The 15,828-nt window shown below is 41.5% G+C and carries 15 protein-coding genes; 6 read left to right on the top strand and 9 right to left on the bottom strand.

Annotated elements, in window-relative coordinates:
* Positions 1-76 precede the first annotated feature (76 nt).
* The 4 genes from ACX5J7_RS08145 to ACX5J7_RS08130 all read right to left on the bottom strand — a co-directional run bounded on the left by ACX5J7_RS08145 (position 77) and on the right by ACX5J7_RS08130 (position 5,131).
* Positions 77-1,414: a sigma-54-dependent transcriptional regulator gene (locus ACX5J7_RS08145; RefSeq protein WP_278384455.1), complete on the bottom strand. Its 1,338-nt coding sequence runs from the start codon at positions 1,412-1,414 to the stop codon at positions 77-79.
* Positions 1,415-1,430: 16 nt separating this feature from the next.
* Entirely contained in the window at positions 1,431-2,573 is a 1,143-nt protein-coding gene (locus ACX5J7_RS08140) for a sensor histidine kinase (protein ID WP_333970170.1), read from the bottom strand.
* A 135-nt stretch (positions 2,574-2,708) separates the two neighbouring features.
* Positions 2,709-4,169 (bottom strand): sigma-54 dependent transcriptional regulator, encoded by a 1,461-nt coding sequence (locus tag ACX5J7_RS08135; protein WP_333970169.1) that lies wholly within the window; start codon positions 4,167-4,169, stop codon positions 2,709-2,711.
* 164 nt (positions 4,170-4,333) lie between these two features.
* A complete protein-coding gene (locus ACX5J7_RS08130) occupies positions 4,334-5,131 on the bottom strand; it encodes a flagellin N-terminal helical domain-containing protein (protein WP_278384458.1) in 798 nt (265 codons plus the stop codon).
* A gap of 281 nt (positions 5,132-5,412) precedes the next feature.
* Between ACX5J7_RS08130 and pseB the strand changes: the two genes are divergently transcribed.
* The 6 genes from pseB to ACX5J7_RS08100 all read left to right on the top strand — a co-directional run bounded on the left by pseB (position 5,413) and on the right by ACX5J7_RS08100 (position 10,927).
* Positions 5,413-6,411 carry a UDP-N-acetylglucosamine 4,6-dehydratase (inverting) gene (pseB, locus tag ACX5J7_RS08125; protein WP_474375887.1) on the top strand — a complete coding sequence of 333 codons (999 nt, stop codon included), beginning with the start codon at positions 5,413-5,415 and terminating at the stop codon, positions 6,409-6,411.
* Complete coding sequence (pseC, locus tag ACX5J7_RS08120) at positions 6,411-7,580, top strand: UDP-4-amino-4,6-dideoxy-N-acetyl-beta-L-altrosamine transaminase (RefSeq protein WP_020743058.1); 1,170 nt, start codon at positions 6,411-6,413, stop codon at positions 7,578-7,580. The genes pseB and pseC overlap by 1 nt, the downstream gene beginning before the upstream one ends.
* 73 nt (positions 7,581-7,653) lie before the next feature.
* Complete coding sequence (pseF, locus tag ACX5J7_RS08115; protein ID WP_278384460.1) at positions 7,654-8,355, top strand: pseudaminic acid cytidylyltransferase; 702 nt, start codon at positions 7,654-7,656, stop codon at positions 8,353-8,355.
* Entirely contained in the window at positions 8,292-9,416 is a 1,125-nt protein-coding gene (pseG, locus tag ACX5J7_RS08110; protein WP_080653171.1) for a UDP-2,4-diacetamido-2,4,6-trideoxy-beta-L-altropyranose hydrolase, read from the top strand. Before pseF ends, pseG begins: the two co-directional genes overlap by 64 nt.
* A 10-nt stretch (positions 9,417-9,426) precedes the next feature.
* Positions 9,427-10,479 carry a pseudaminic acid synthase gene (gene pseI, locus ACX5J7_RS08105; RefSeq protein ID WP_278384461.1) on the top strand — a complete coding sequence of 351 codons (1,053 nt, stop codon included), beginning with the start codon at positions 9,427-9,429 and terminating at the stop codon, positions 10,477-10,479.
* 25 nt (positions 10,480-10,504) lie between these two features.
* Positions 10,505-10,927, top strand: coding sequence for a GNAT family N-acetyltransferase (locus tag ACX5J7_RS08100; protein ID WP_498706743.1), 423 nt, complete (start codon positions 10,505-10,507; stop codon positions 10,925-10,927).
* A 123-nt stretch (positions 10,928-11,050) separates the two neighbouring features.
* Here the strand turns inward: ACX5J7_RS08100 and ACX5J7_RS08095 are convergent, their stop codons facing one another.
* The 5 genes from ACX5J7_RS08095 to fliS all read right to left on the bottom strand — a co-directional run bounded on the left by ACX5J7_RS08095 (position 11,051) and on the right by fliS (position 15,827).
* The gene (locus tag ACX5J7_RS08095; protein ID WP_278384464.1) at positions 11,051-11,662 is read right to left on the bottom strand and encodes a pseudaminic acid biosynthesis-associated methylase; all 612 of its coding nucleotides are present in this window, start codon (positions 11,660-11,662) and stop codon (positions 11,051-11,053) included.
* 72 nt (positions 11,663-11,734) lie between these two features.
* A complete protein-coding gene (locus ACX5J7_RS08090) occupies positions 11,735-14,254 on the bottom strand; it encodes a motility associated factor glycosyltransferase family protein (protein ID WP_498706811.1) in 2,520 nt (839 codons plus the stop codon).
* Positions 14,255-14,270: 16 nt separating this feature from the next.
* A complete protein-coding gene (locus tag ACX5J7_RS08085; protein WP_498706741.1) occupies positions 14,271-15,086 on the bottom strand; it encodes a hypothetical protein in 816 nt (271 codons plus the stop codon).
* Positions 15,086-15,406 carry a hypothetical protein gene (locus tag ACX5J7_RS08080; protein WP_278384466.1) on the bottom strand — a complete coding sequence of 107 codons (321 nt, stop codon included), beginning with the start codon at positions 15,404-15,406 and terminating at the stop codon, positions 15,086-15,088. The genes ACX5J7_RS08085 and ACX5J7_RS08080 overlap by 1 nt, the downstream gene beginning before the upstream one ends.
* Positions 15,399-15,827 (bottom strand): flagellar export chaperone FliS, encoded by a 429-nt coding sequence (gene fliS / locus ACX5J7_RS08075; RefSeq protein ID WP_278384467.1) that lies wholly within the window; start codon positions 15,825-15,827, stop codon positions 15,399-15,401. The genes ACX5J7_RS08080 and fliS overlap by 8 nt, the downstream gene beginning before the upstream one ends.
* Position 15,828 lies beyond the last annotated feature (1 nt).

Here is a 15,828-nt window from a genome sequence, read left to right as displayed (position 1 = left end):
CAAAAAACCGCCGCCTTTTTAGTAGCAAAGGCGACGGGTAGGTTTGAGGGGAAGCAAGGGGTTACAGTATTTAACGTTATGCAGGTACTTCGATGCCGTCTTCACGCATTCGAGCAAGTTTATAACGCAACGTACGAGGGCTAATACCCAGCTTTTCAGCGACATCTTTACGCTTGCCGTTGCACGACACCAGTGTATCGAGAATAATTTGATGCTCTTGGTAACGCAGCTCTGAGCCTAGTCTGTTTTCGTCAGCCTGCTCTTGTACAGCTTCAACGGGCGCTGAGATATCTTCGTCAATCATGAGATCACTGGCGTCTATTTCGTTATTTTCACAAAGGATAAGCGCGCGTTGTACCACGTTTTCTAATTCGCGCACATTACCCGGCCAGCCGTACTGCGACAACTTGTTACGGGCAGCAGCACTCAGCCTTATTGAACCTAACCCTTGTGAACTGGCGTGGCGCTGCACAAGGTGTTCAGCAAGAGGAACAATATCGCCGGGGCGCTCACTTAAGGGTCGCCATTCAATTGGAAACACATTTAAGCGGTAATATAAGTCTTCTCTGAACTCACCTGCCTCTACCGCTTTTTTCAAATCTCTATTGCTTGTAGCGATAACGCGCACGTTTAGCTTAACCGTTTTGCGACCGCCAAGCCTTTCCACCTCACGCTCTTGCAGTACGCGAAGTAGTTTCGCCTGTAACGCCAGATCCATCTCGGTAATTTCATCGAGTAAAAGCGTACCGTCTTGGGCTTGTTCAAACTTACCCGGGCAAGCCTGAATAGCGCCGGTAAACGCCCCTTTTTCATAACCAAATAGCGTCGCCTCCAACATATTTTCTGGAATGGCAGCACAATTAATGGCCACAAAAGGCGCATCGCTGCGCGGTGACTGGTCGTGAATATAGCGGGATAACACTTCTTTACCTGAACCGCTAGGCCCCATCACCATTACCGTCGCTTCAGACTTTGCGACTTTTCGAGAGAGTTCAAGCAGCTTCAAGCTAGAGGGATCTGCGACGATTGGCGTGCGAGATTCGATTTTTTGTGCTGGTGCGTAGCGCCCTACAAGGTTTAGCAGCACTTCTGGTGCGAATGGCTTAGATAAATAATCAGTCGCACCGTCGCGCATTGCCTGCACCGCATCGTTAATAGTGGCGTAAGCGGTCATTAACAATACTGGCATATTCGGATATTTTGCTTTAATACTCTTAAGAAGCGTAAGGCCGCTCATTTCACCCATTTGGATATCGCTAACAACCAAGTCTATCGCTTGCATTGATAACATCATTAGCGCTTGTTCAGCACAGTCGGCTTCAACCACGTTGTAGTTGCCGAGTAAAAGCGTGTCTAAGAGTGCTTCGCGCAACCCCGCGTCATCTTCAACAATTAAGATAGTAGTTTTAGACATGATCCTCTCCTATGGCTTACGCAACATGGGTCAATGTATGTGATGATTGAGTACTCGCTTTGCATGGCAAAGAAACGCTAAAGCAAGCGCCGCCTTCAGGTGTATTAAATACACTAAGGGTACCGTTGTGCGCATTGACGACCGACTTAACCACCGCCAAACCAAGGCCGGTGCCGTTGTTTTTTGTGGTGAAAAATGGCTCAAATATTTTGTGTTTGAGGCCTTCAGGTACGCCTGGGCCTTTATCAGTTACAGCGATATTTAAACGATTTCCAGAGACCGAAGCGTCAACAGCCACAAGCTCACCTTTTGGTGTTACTTGGCTGGCGTTGTGAATAAGGTTTAATAGCGCACCTTGAAGTGCAGTAAGGTTGCCGGTTATCGACACCTCTTGTTCAAAACCAGAAAACCCTAATGTTTGATGTGCTTGCACTGTCATTGTTTGGGCGCTGCCTTCTACTGAAGTAAGAAGCTCGCTTAACGTAATGTTGCTTACCACCTGCTCTTCACCCGATTTTGCAAAAAGCAGCATATCGTTAACCTGGCTCTCTAGCTCTTTTAATCTGTCGGTGAGTTTATTAGCGAACTGCTCCTGTGCCTCTTGCCCTAACCCCTTACGGGTAAGGTTCGATGCGTATAGCATGGCAGCAGAAAGAGGCGTGCGAATTTGATGCGCAAGCGATGCAACCATTTTCCCAAGAGAGGATAGGCGCTGCATATGACTCACTCTGGCCTGTAGCTGCCGTGTTTCCGTCAAATCAGTGATAACGATTAATTGACCTGGTTCATTTTCCAGCGGCGTGATAGATAGCTTTACGCGGCGCCCGTCTACCAATGAAACCTCATGGCCGTCATCAGCGCGAGGCTTGAAAGAGCGCGTAATAATACGTCGCCACACTTCTTCTTCTAAAGGCTCACCGAGCAAGGCTTTAGCCTGTTCATTAGCTTGACGAACAATGCCTTTTCCATCAATAACGATAACGCCTGCTGGCATGACTTGGAGTAAATGCTCTAAGCGACTCGCCTGCAACCGCAATGATTCAACATCGTCGTTGCACGAGGCGCGGTGGTCATCACGAGACATTGCTGTGTCAGCACCATGTAGTGCGTAGGCCGATGCTAAATACTCAGTAGAATGTGGTGTGCTGTCAAAAGCCATATTACCCTCGTCAAATTGCAGACGCTGTTAACTATGACTGTGATAAAGCAGAAGATGTGCCAATTTATCATTGGCTTATTTATCAATTATTTAAGATTGATTTCAAATGAAAAGCGCAACGTCAATTTGCTGACATTACGCCTCTTCAGTGCGCTGAATATCGTACTTTCGCATTTTTTCAACAAGTGTGGTTCTGCGCATACCCAGCTTGTCGGCGGCACGTGCAACCACCCATTCTTGGTTGTCTAGAGCTTGTCGAATTAGATTTACTTCCAGCTCAGAAAGGTATTCTTTTAGGTTTACCCCTTCCTCTGGCAAGGAAGAAGACACCATATTTAAGCTATCACTGCTTGGGTGCTGCGTATCCTCTTCAGGCTCTTGGGCCGCCGCTTCCGCAAACAACTCGTTGAAGGCTTCGCGCTCTAATATTTCTTCAGGATAGTCAGGCTCATAGGCTTGCACATCACCATACTGATACTTTTCAGGTAAGTCTGCGATATCCACAATTTGACCTGGGTAAAGAATAGTCAGTCGTTCAACCAAGTTTGAAAGCTCTCGAACGTTACCGGCCCAATCGTGCTCCATCAAAGATGCAATGGCGTGCTCAGTAAAGCGCACGGCCTCTACGCCATCGCCTTGAATACGACTATTTAACTCTTGCAGCAGCAAAGGTATATCGTCCTTTCGCTGACGAAGCGCTGGGCTATCGATAGGAAAGACATTAAGACGGTAGTACAAGTCTTCGCGAAACTTATCTTCGCTGATCATGGTTTCTAAGTTGCGGTGAGTTGCAGCAATGATGCGTACGTTGCATTGAAGGGGCTTGTTTCCCCCTACTCGCTCATAAGTGCGTTCTTGCAGCACACGTAACAGCTTCACCTGCATTTGAAGCGGCATGTCGCCAATCTCGTCGAGAAACAGCGTGCCGCCTTCTGCTAATTCAAAGCGGCCCTTTCGTGCGCTAATAGCGCCAGTAAACGCTCCCTTTTCATGGCCGAAAAGCTCGCTTTCCAGCAGCTCGCCGGGAATAGCACCGCAGTTTACCGGAATAAAGGGGCCATCTTTTCGCTCAGATAAAAAGTGAACGTTACGTGCCACGACCTCTTTACCGGTACCCGATTCACCAAGTATTAGTACGGTGGCATCGGTAGGCGCGACTTGCTCTACCAAGCGGCGGACAATTTGAATTTGCTCGCTTTTACCGATAAGGCTTCTAAACAATCGCGTTTTGGTGCCCGCAGTGCGAGATAAACTTGGCTTACGGCGAGAATATTCTTGGCAGCGGTGTATTGCTTGCGTTAACACGGGGTAAGTTAACGGTGTTGCTATCACACTCACTAAATTACAACCTGCCGTTGCTTGGCTGTTATTTTCAACTAGCGCAACAAACGGTATGTGTGGAAACTTTTCAACCAGATTGCTTACAATCGGTGACGACGCATGTTCAATAAGAACGGCGTCAGCCCCACTATCTTGTAAATACCGTTCGCAACTAGCAAAGCCGCGTGATTGACACGACTCTCCCATGAAGGTAACGATAGTTTCCAAGTTTTGAATGAGTTCCTGGTTGTCACTAACCAGCAAAATGTTCTTCATCAATTCCCCGAGAACGCTTTGTTATTATTTACAGTTTAGCGTATTTCTAAATTGTAACGGCAAAAGATCGGAGCGCAACCGCTGTTTTGGGAAATGTACCAATAAAAAAAGCAGGTTACCCTGCTTCTTTCGATTAATATCGCCAAATATTAGCGAGAAATTGGTTAGCTCAGTAAAGACAAAACCTGCCCTTCTTGCTGATTGGCTTGCGCCTGTACGGTGAGCGCGGCTTGACCTAATACATCGTTAGATGCTTGCTGAGAGACAGCTTGTGCAAAATCCAAATCTTGAATACGGCTTCTGGCTTCAGCGGTATTAACGTTAGCTTGAGTAAGAGTACGTGCCGCGCTTTCAAAACGGTTTTGCGTTGCGCCTAAGTCACCGCGGGCGCTCCCTATAGTTTCAATTGCGGCATCTGCTGCTTCAAGCGCCTCATTCACACTTGTACCCGCCGTAATATCAATAGAAAGTAGGCCGCCCAACTGGGATGCGATATCTTGTGTATTGATACTGATTGACTGATTTGCATTTGCGCCTGACTGGAAATCTAGCGAACCATTTTCTGACAGCAATGGTTTACCTGCAAAGTTGGTTTGCTCGATAGTTTGAGAGATATTTTCTTGCAGTTGTGTTATTTCAGATTGGATAGCGCGGCGATCGCCACTACTCAATACGCCATTTCCAGACTGAAGCGTAAGTTCGCGAATGCGATTGACGTCGTCATTGATGCTACCTAATCCACCTTCAGCAACCTGCGCCACTGAAATTCCGTCATATACGTTGTTCAATGACTGGCGGTTACCTTCAACTTCAGACGTTAAACGGTCGATAATTTGCTGGGCCGACGCATCATCTAAGGCATTGTTTACCTTTTTTCCAGAAGCCAGTTTCTCAAACAAGTTGTCCTGCTTTTCTTGGATTTGACCAATTAGCGATGTTGAGCTGCTGTTATTGATTTGCATAATTGCGCCCTCTCATTAACACTTCATCCAAATATAGCATAACGCTGTATAACTTCTAATCAACACAAAGTATAAAAGTTCATACTCTCTAAGGTAAAACTATAAACGAGAGGCGCTTTTGAGCCTAAGCCTTTGGCACTTTTCAAATAAACATACTGGTAGTTGAATACCTCTATTTTGTAATTATTTTTGATGAATAATCGTTGTGGCCTAATGGTTTATGGCATTGTTGCCGACACATGATATATTTAAACGATAATCATAAAAATCGTGGGTGATCTATGTTTGACGGTAAGTCTATATTGATAACAGGTGGTACAGGTTCATTCGGTCATAAATACACCGAAAACTTGTTGTCACGCTACAACCCCAAGCGCTTAATCATTTATTCGCGTGATGAACTCAAACAGTTCGAAATGCAGCAGAAGTTTAACGCTCCATGCATGCGCTATTTCATAGGCGATGTTCGTGACAAAGACCGCCTTACCAGAGCAATGCAGGGTGTTGACTACGTTATTCATGCAGCCGCTATGAAACAAGTCCCTGCTGCTGAATATAATCCCACTGAATGTATCCGCACTAATATTGATGGTGCTGAGAATGTTATTAACGCAGCTATTGATAATTCGGTAAGCAAAGTCATTGCCTTGTCGACAGACAAAGCGGCTAATCCTGTAAACCTATACGGCGCTACTAAACTTGCCTCCGACAAGCTATTTGTAGCGGCAAATAATATGGTGGGCTCAGGAAAACCTCGATTTTCGGTAGTGAGATATGGAAATGTAGTAGGCTCCCGTGGCTCGGTTGTTCCTTTTTTCAAAAAGCTCATTGCAGAGGGTACAGACCATATTCCTGTTACGCATACAGATATGACCCGCTTTTGGATAACCCTTCAACAGGGCGTAGACTTTGTTCTAAAGAATTTCGAGCGGATGCTTGGCGGAGAAATATTCGTTCCTAAAATACCTTCAATTAGAATTACTGATTTGGCCGAAGCTATGGCACCAGGCGTGCCAATAAAAATTGTGGGCATTCGACCAGGTGAAAAGCTTCACGAAATGATGTGCCCTGGCGACATGGCTTTTCATACTTTTGAGTATGATGACCACTTCGTGATTGCGCCAGCTATTAAATTTTTCAATAGAAGTAACGACTTCAAAACTAACGCTCTCGGTGAAAAGGGAAATTCAGTAGTTGATGGCTTTGAATACGTGTCAGACACAAACTCTCATTTTCTTACGGTAGATGAAATTTTGACGTTTGATCAGGAAGATAAGTGATGATTCCTTACGGCAAACAGCATATAGATGATGAAGATATCAAAGCGGTTGTTGAAACACTAATATCTGATTGGCTTACCCAAGGCCCCAAAGTTCCTCTGTTCGAAGATGCGATGTCTAAATACTGCGGAGCGAGATATGCTGTCGCGGTGAATAGCGCTACGTCAGCGTTACATTTGGCTTGCCTAGCACTATCGGTGGGAGAAGGGGATCGAGTTTGGACATCCCCAAACTCCTTTGTAGCCTCGTCAAACTGCGCTCTTTACTGCAATGCTATCGTTGATTTTGTAGACATTGATATTGAAACCGGCAACATGAGTATCACCGCGCTAGAAAACAAGTTGAGAAAGGCAAAAGAAACAAACACGTTACCAAAAGTCTTAATTCCCGTGCATTTTGCAGGGCAATCGTGTGATATGGAGAGTATAGCGACTCTCGCATCGCATTATGGGTTTCGAGTCATTGAAGATGCATCTCATGCCGTGGGGGCAAAGTATAAAAGTAGTTTTGTAGGAAATTGTCAATACTCCGACATTTGCGTTTTTAGTTTTCATCCAGTAAAGATAATAACCACTATGGAAGGTGGAATGGCAATGACGAATGATCCAGCACTAGCAGAATCAATGCGGATGGGCAGGAGCCATGGTGTCACTAATGCTAAAGAGTTAATGACGGAACCTTCTCATGGTCCTTGGTATTATCAACAAGTTAGTCTTGGTTATAATTACAGGATGAACGATATTGAAGGAGCGTTAGGGGTTAGCCAAGTCAAAAAGCTCTCAGTATTTATAGAGAAGCGGAATGCTCTCGCTAAAAAGTACGATGAGCTAATCAAGTCTTACCCGCGAATTTGTCCACTAATGGTCAGTGACCAAAGCTACTCTAGCTATCATCTTTATGTCGTTCGTATATTCGATATGAGTCAGGGACAAAAAAAGACACTTATTGAGCGTCTTAGAAACGCAGGAATCTTTGCACACTTGCACTACATTCCCATTCATACTCAGCCATATTATCAGGCATTAGGATTTAACGCTGGAGACTTTCCTAACACAGAGCAATATTACCAACAGGCAATCACCTTACCCATTTTTCCAGATTTAGCATCTTCACAAATTGAGTTTATTGTCGACAAACTATCCACATTGCTTGACGAACTCGACGAATAATTTTGGCATTATAACTTTGATACCCAAGTGTGTGAATGTCTGAGATGTCTTTTGAAAGTGAATATCCAAAAAAATGAATATCGCTATAATTCCCGCTAGAGGCGGAAGCAAACGCATTCCAAGGAAAAATATTACTCGCTTTTGCGGAAAACCAATTATTGCTTACTCAATTGAAGCTGCAATAAACAGCAAGTTAATAGATAAAGTTATCGTCTCTACTGATGATCATGAAATCGCAAACGTTGCTATTGAATATGGAGCCGAAATTCCCTTTATGCGAGATAAATCCCTCGCTGATGATATGACAGGTACCACTCCAGTTATCCGCTCTGCGCTAAGTGATTACATAGCCCTCAAAAATAACGTTAAATACTGTTTATGCCTTTATGCTACCGCGCCTTTTGTCACAGCGCAGCTAATAGATCAATCGGTTGAGTTACTGCAACAAACAAAAGCCGATTACGTATTTACTGCCCATCGGTTTTCCTTTCCAATACAAAGAGCCTTATTAGAGGACGAAAGCGGTAATATTCGGCCCTATAGTGCTATAGATATCAACAAGCGCTCTCAGGATTTACCACATGCATACCATGATGCGGGGCAACTTTATGCTGCGCAAGCATCGACGTGGTTAGACACGTCCAAACCAATATTTTCTGAATACTCACGAATGTTAAAGCTTCCTTCCTATCTAGTTCAAGATATTGATACATTCGAGGACTGGAAGCGTGCAGAAGTGATGTTCAGAATACTGAAAGAAATGGGAGAGCGCTAATCTTAAAAATTGCTTTTAGAGTGGACGCAAACTCAGAAATAGGCACGGGTCATGTTATGCGATGCCTCACATTAGCTAAGGGCATTCAAAATATGTTAGACGCGTCCGACATTCTCCATAGTATCACTTTTGTAAACTCTCAAGAATCGACCCTATTACAAGAGCGTTATGGTCCGTGTAACCTCAACCATGAAGTTGTGAAACAAATTGATAGCAATGTTGAGCATGTGGACGCTGACTTATGGATAGTTGATCATTATCAACTAGATGAAACATTCGAACAAAAACTTTCGTTAACTGGCGCGAAAGTGATGGTTATCGATGACTTAGCAAACCGCCCTCACTATTGTGATTTACTGCTGGATGTCAACTTTTCCGATAGAGTTAATCGATACGAAACTTTAGTTCCACCTAAATGTAAAATGCTGCTCGGCCCAGAGTACGCATTATTGCGACAGGAGTTTTATGAACAACCAACCGTTGATTTTATCAAGCGTGATCCAGTACGAGTGCTAGTTTGTTTCGGCGGCAGTGACCCCGCTAACATGACATCTTTAACACTTGACTCTATCGCTTCGATTAAAGATGTTCAATTACAGGTCGATATCGTAATTGGAAGCGGCCATCAAACGAAAAGAGTCGTGATAGAAAAAGTTAATCAAATAACACAGATTACTGAGCACAACATACGCTTACATATAGATAGCGACCAAATAGCGAAGCTTATGCAAAAAGCGTCGCTGATGGTTGGTGCGGGTGGTTCAATGCACTGGGAACGCTGCATCTCAATGCTCCCTGCTCTCGTTGTATGCGTGGCAGAAAACCAAGTTGAAACGACGCGATGCTTATCAAAAGAAAACGTATGTAGATACCTCGGATTTTGGGATCAAGTTTCTGTAACGGACCTTGCAAGAGCTCTTGTATTTTTACTACAATCGCCGAGTACATTACAGGCTATGTCTGAATGCGCTGGTAGTATAGTTCCTCGACACTGCGGAACTCCTTGCGTGACCAAACACGTTTTATCATTACTAAAGCCTTTACCTTTACAGCAAGCATGAGAGAAAGAAAGTGAACACCATAAAGATTGGACCATTTAGCATAGGTAAAGATGAGCCTCCGTTTATTATTGCTGAGTTATCAGGTAACCATAATCAAAGTTTAACACTGGCTTTAGAAATGGTAGACGCTGCCGCCGACGCCGGCGTTCGTGCTCTTAAACTACAAACCTATACCGCCGACACTATGACTATCGACATTAAGAGTGGTGAGTTTTTTATCGATGACAAACAAAGCCTTTGGCAGGGCCGCTCGCTCTATGAGTTGTACGAAAAAGCACATACTCCTTGGGAATGGCATAAAGCGATATTTGAAAGGGCGAAAGAAAGAGGTATGGTTGCATTTAGCACGCCGTTCGATGCAACCTCAGTTGACTTTTTAGAAACGCTCGACGTTCCATGCTACAAAATTGCATCATTTGAAAACACTGATCATGAATTAATTGCTAAGGTCGCTAAAACCGGTAAACCGGTAATATTATCTACCGGCATGGCAAGCCTTGCTGAGATAGCCGAGGCTGTAGAGATACTTGAGCAGAACAATTGTCAGGAGTATGTTCTTCTTAAATGCACCAGCCAGTACCCTGCAGACCCAGTAAACGCAAACTTAGCAACACTCCCGCACCTGCAGCAATTGTTTAACTGCCAGGTAGGAATATCAGACCATACCACAGGTATTGGTACCGCAGTTGCTGCAACCGCTCTCGGTGCAACCGTTATCGAGAAGCATTTTGTAATAGACAGAAATGCTGGCGGTGTAGACGCAGCATTTTCCCTAGAAGCGGATGAATTTGCTCTTTTAGTCAACGAAACAAAGCGTGCACGCGTGGCTATTGGCAAAATTTCATACGGATGCACAGAATCAGAAATAAACTCGCGTAAACTTAGGCGCAGCCTCTACATTGTAAAAGATGTCGCGGAAGGGGATATACTCACCCGAGAGAACGTTCGAGCAATTCGCCCAGGTCTTGGCCTGCCAGTAAAACACCTAAAACATATTCTTGGGAAGCAGGTGTGTAGATCAGTAAAGAGAGGCAGCCCTCTTTCATGGAACATTATCCGATAGTGCATTATTGGGATGGAAGATACACATGTTAACACGTTTAGTAACACGCGAAGATGCAGAGTACCTCTTTAAGTGGCGCAACGATCCGCACACAATTGCCATGTCATTAAACTCGATGCCGGTCACCTGGAATGAGCATATTAACTGGCTCCAACATGCCCTTAATGATGAGAGAAAACTGCTTATTTTGTGTTACTTGAAAAATTCAGCCCCTGTTGGATTTGTTCGTTTTGATGTGCATTACCACTATGCAGAAGTATCGATCAACCTTAATCCACGTTGCAGAGGAAAGGGGTTTGCTAAAAGATGCCTAACGGCAGCGTTAGAGAGATTTAAAAAAGAGTTTCAAAGTTCTACGTTGATAAAAGCGCGTATAAAAGTTGAAAACGAAGCTAGTAAGCGACTGTTCACTGGCGTCGGAGTTTTTATATCTGAGGACACAAAATGACATCGCATTTTTCACGCTGGACCTCTCTGCATATTCAAAGATCTAAAAATCAAAAAACTGCTAAGTTTGTATTACATCCGAGTAGCCAAAACTAAGATTTTCTCTACTACACAGAAGAGTGTATTACTTTTCTAAAAGAAACCACGTTATGTCGTCTTGTGGCGCCCAGTTGTCACGTTTATACAGAAAACCATAGTCGACAAGTTTCATACCGTAACGATCAATAAGGTCGCCTGCAAAGTCTCGCTTAAATAGCTTGTCCTGTTCTCCCCGATAGGTAATTACAGTAGGGTCAGGACTATAATATTCAGCAACTAACACATAACGGCCTGAGTTTGTTACGAGATTTTCATAAACATTATCTAAATACTTCGGGTTTATGTGAATTAATACACCGGCGGTGAACGTAAGGTCACACATCTCAGTGTTTATCTTATCTAAAATTGATCCTTCATGTATTGACGCAACTTGGTATTCCCTAGCCCGTTGTACCGCCTTGGAGTTTATTTCATAACCAATTAACTTCATTTTTGGGCTAAGTTTACTCAATGCAACTAAGTTAAGACCTATATTACATCCCAACTCTAACGCTGAATTAACACTATTTGCTGAACGCAACATTTGAGACCATAAAGCTACTTTCGAAAATTGCAGACTTTCTGAATCATTCCTCTTTATATACTCGTCGCCAAACTGACCTGCCCAAAAATTTTCTTGTGTTGTTTTAAAGTTCAAGTCAAGCTCCTTAAATAAAATTTGCCGTTATTTATTGGCATTAAATTAGTGCTTATCGATTTGAAAAGACGTTTACAATGCAAGCGTTAAATTTTCTTCTCTCAAGCACGGCAAAAACCTAAACCTTTCATCGAGTTCAGTAATCATTTCGCCATTAGAAAAACACTTACTAGAAAACACATTGTAGTAATGAGATTCATAAATATTAAATTGAGACAAAAAGTCTAGCTCAGTTAAATGGCTTGATGATTCAGAAAGCGAAAGATTTTTAACAAGCTTGGGCAAGATGACTTTTGCCTCACCCTTACATTGAGCAGCAATTATAGCTATGAAAAATGCATAGGTTTCTTTGTTGACGAAGAGATCAAATTCGCACTTATCACCATAAAAATAAGTTGGCAGATAGATGAGTAAATTAGACGTTTTTTCAGACAGAAGGAAGTTTAGCTCTTCTTTACTCTCGACGATAAAAACCAAAGATTCATTATTTTTTTTATTATACGTTTTATCTTTATCGTAAATTTCAATACGCAACACTTTTTCGGCATTATAGTAGTCTATATCGTCTATGGTCAAAATTTTTGTCGCACGCTTAAATGAATCGCAAGCGCTTTCACAACTCACTCTCACACGTTGTTCTACAAAGTGTTCTTTACAACAGATTTGGATACGTTCTAGAGGGCTCCATGTAATAAAATCTAACTCATATGGATTTTCCTTCATGCTCTCACTTATATCGCTTAAGAAAATGTTCCACTCATCTCGTATTTCATTAAGAAGTTTCAAACATTCGTTTTCATCAGATATATTTAGGGCTTTGCTAAGTACAGTGTTAATATAATTTACTGAACCGTGAAGATAATAAATGACTACGGGTTTGTTGTCCCTAAAAAAGTCTATTATCAATTTTCTATTGTCGGCAATCAGTGATTCAGCCTGAGATATCGACTTGATTGTTTTACTTGCCTGCTTTTTAAGAAGGTTAATTCCCAAAAGTAAATCACTATTTTTAATTTGATTTTCAAAATGTTCACTAAATACGTTTCTAGCAAGTTTTTGATGGGCACTCTCCTCCAGCCATTCTTTAACTTGGCTCTTTTTTTCGCTGTCAGATTGTATCAATATATTCTCTGGCTGTAGCGGACGAGCAAACTTAATCTTTGCACCGTCATTTAGATTGTACACATCTACATCACGACTCGCTTTTTCAAGAGCTAACTCGATAATAGACCTCGACATTTTAAATTCATACTTAGTGTTTACAAATGGTCTCAGGTTACCTTCTACCACAAGCGAAGTGTTATAAGCTTTCGAGTAATCAACAAACTCTTTCCCATCTTCTAAATAATAGCCAGATTGCACCGAGTGGTGATGTTTAATATCAATAAACCCAAGATCAACTCCAAATAAATATATTTGTTTAAAGCCAATTTCTACAGCAAAATCTATTGCAAAATTACTAACTGTTGGGTAAGAGTACTTTAAAGATACAAAACTGAGCTCTTTGAAAATAGATTCAACTATAAGTGTAGCGGGCTCTCCTGATCTTAAAGAAAGAAAAGCGTTTTTGTACATGGAAATCACGTCAGGATGAACGCCATTACCGCTGATAAGATTAATCTTCTTCAAATATTCTTTATCATCAATTCTTACCAGCCAATCATAAGGCGATCTATTAATTTCCAAGTCAACATGGTAGTCAGGCACGATATTATTTTTATGCAAAACTTGTAAAGCCGTACCACAACTGATTACTATTGCTTTTGAGTGTTCTTCCTTCAGTACAGGCAGGAGGTTATCCAAAGAAGGGCCATTTCCAACGACAAAAACTGGTACATCATTTAGGTATTGTGATTTTTTGCTATTCTTTAATAAGTATTTAACATTATTTTCTACAGCCCATTTTGTATGAGAAATTATATATCTCGAATTGTCAAAATTATCACTTAAGCCAACAACAAGTCTGATTTCTTCACGCAAATTATTAAGGACAGGTTCTAAAATATCGTTGTCATAGCTTTTGAACAAAAACATATTTGCAAGTGTGTGCTTGCCTACTCTATCAAATTGAGTAAGGAGATCTTTTACTAAATTTGAACCGTCATCACCAATATTTAGATATAAACTCCCCTCGCTCACATCGACTGTTTTTAAGATTGCACCCCAGTCTATAGAGAACAAAGAAGCGTAAAAAAAATCGCGATTTGGCTCATATATGAATAACTTATCAATATCATGATTATTTATCAGGCTTTCTAGTTGATATCCTGCCCCGAGTCCAAAAATAAGCAGTGATTTAATATGGCTAGTTAAATTAGAACTTTCTGTAGCATAGCTATTTGTTATATTTTGTACTCTTACAGCTGTTCGATAATGAAAATGAGGGTATAGCTTGCCGCCGCTATAATTCAAAACTAATTCGTCTCTACTGGGGTTCTCCTTAAACATCGTGTATAAGTTTTCACACTCTTCCTTAACATCATCATTAAGTAGGAAAGTTTTATATCTAATGTTTATGAGGTTAACTTCTCCTGAAGAATTAGCCATTGGCTCCCAATTTTTAGCTTTATAGTTGGAAAACTCATTTGCTATTTCAGGGAAGTAACTTTCAAATGCTTCTAAAGTTTTTTTTAAATAATCCGTAATTTAAGTTTTTAGAACTCCAATTTTTACCTGTGATGACTGGGGGCCATTTAATAATATAATTTTCAAAGCTTCTTTTATTGAGTGACTCTCTCAAATCTTGGCGTATTTCCCAATTATTTGAGCGAAGCTCGTCTCTTATATCGTCAAAATCATGGCAGTAATAATGAAAGTAAATAAATAGAGAAGATATACCAAAAGTTCCGTGTAGCTCACATAAATCACTAAATAGTGACTTTCCGTTATTAGGAACTTGAAAATAAAGTGACACCTTCTTTTTTTGAGCCAAATCGAAAATCTTCGGCCAAACGCCTGCGTAAAGTGAACAAACCAAAAAATCAACATTAGGCTCATAAATTACAACATGCTTTACTTCTGTCGAACGTATCAATTCAAAAAGGTGTAAACCTAACCCGATACCAAATACCACTAGTGCCTTGTCATCTGAAATCTTTGAATTATCTTCTGTAGTTTTTAGAGTAAGCTTCTGCGGTGAATTTAAGTATTGTTGAACATGCCGAAAAACTGTGCTATTCACATCCTTACCGTAAAAGACATTTCCTGAGTTCGTCTCTACAATATCAAGTTCACCATCTTTGTTAGCGAAGATGGAGTTGTGTAAAAGTGATTCTGTTTTTAATAGGCGATACACACTTGGTACTGAGCGCTGAAAACACTTTAGGCTTCTTGTATAACTCCTCGATATGAAAGGAAGTATCGCTTCTTCCGTTTCTAACTGCACCTGTTCATTTTCAATAAATAACTGAATGGCTTTACGCATTATTTTTTGTATCTCTTTATAGCGTTGTCGGCTCTCTTAAGCTTTATTACCTGACTTTTTGCTTCTTGGTGCAACTTAGATATATCCAATTCCAAACGCTTGTTTTTCTCCATCTCTAAAGTAACAAAAGGTTTTCTCTGCTTACCGCTTAGTCTATTAATTTCTCTTATAATTAATTTATGCCTCAAAACCATAAGAAAATAGAGAGATTCTGTGTTGCTATCTTGGGACTGGAGTTCTGCATTTATCTTGTCGTTAATCAAACGCAAAAATGTAGGCGTCAGAGAATGAGTAAGAGATGTTATACTCTTATCATTCATTTGAAACTGTCACACTCTTTTTTTCATAGGCCTCTGACTTGGCTGATTCTGGAATAGACACCCATGCATCTCTAATTGGGCTCAATAAACCATAAGCCTCATCCAGTTTGGCTGTATCGTTGTTGAAATGACCTTCATTTATAATATCAACAATATAATTGTAAAGTGCGAATAAGTTTTCGGCCACCTCTCCACCAACTTTCATATCCAACGTGTCCCTTAGATAAATTAGGATTGACGTAGCTTTTGTTACAAACTTAGCCTTATCAACAAAGTCTTTGCGATCAATAGCTCCCTTAGCATAGGCGATTCTATCCATAGCTCCTTGTATCAATAACAAAGTTAGTTTATGTGGGTCAGCTGTCGATACATCTTGTTTTACACTCGTTTTTTGATAGGCTTTAATTCCACGCAATGACATT

The sequence above is a fragment of the Alteromonas infernus genome, from assembly GCF_902705815.1.
Note: the sequence above shows the minus strand (reverse complement) of the source record. Positions and strands in the feature narration are given on the sequence as shown.